The 436-nt window shown below is 78.2% G+C and carries 1 protein-coding gene; it reads left to right on the forward strand.

Annotation, left to right across the window (positions count from 1 at the left end):
* The coding region (locus tag KN815_RS49710) for a cobalamin biosynthesis protein (protein WP_216348262.1) at nt 1-436 on the forward strand (436 nt) is incomplete at both ends.

Consider the following 436-nt stretch of genomic DNA (forward strand, 5'->3'; position numbering starts at 1 on the left):
CCTGGGCGGGCGCGGAAGCGCGGAGATCGCGCTGACCGCCGCCGCCACCTGGGCCGTGCTGGGCGGTACGACGCTGGGCCGTGAGGCACGGGCCGTCGGCGGGGCCCTGGCCGCGGGGGACCTGGAGGTCGCCCGGGAGCGGCTGCCGCATCTGTGCGGGCGCGATCCGCAGGCGCTGGACGGGCCGCAGATCGCCCGCGCGGTCGTCGAATCGGTCGCCGAGAACACCTCCGACGCCGTCGTGGGCGCGCTGGTGTGGGGGGCCCTGGGCGGCGTGCCGGGGCTCATCGGCTTCCGCGCCGTCAACACCCTGGACGCCATGGTGGGCCACAAGTCGCCGCGCTACCGGCGGTTCGGCTGGGCGGCGGCCCGGCTGGACGATGTGGCCGGCTGGCCCGGTGCGCGCCTTACGGCGGCCCTGGCGACCCTCTCCGGC

The sequence above is a fragment of the Streptomyces niphimycinicus genome (genome assembly GCF_018883605.1).
Classification (GTDB): domain Bacteria; phylum Actinomycetota; class Actinomycetes; order Streptomycetales; family Streptomycetaceae; genus Streptomyces; species Streptomyces niphimycinicus.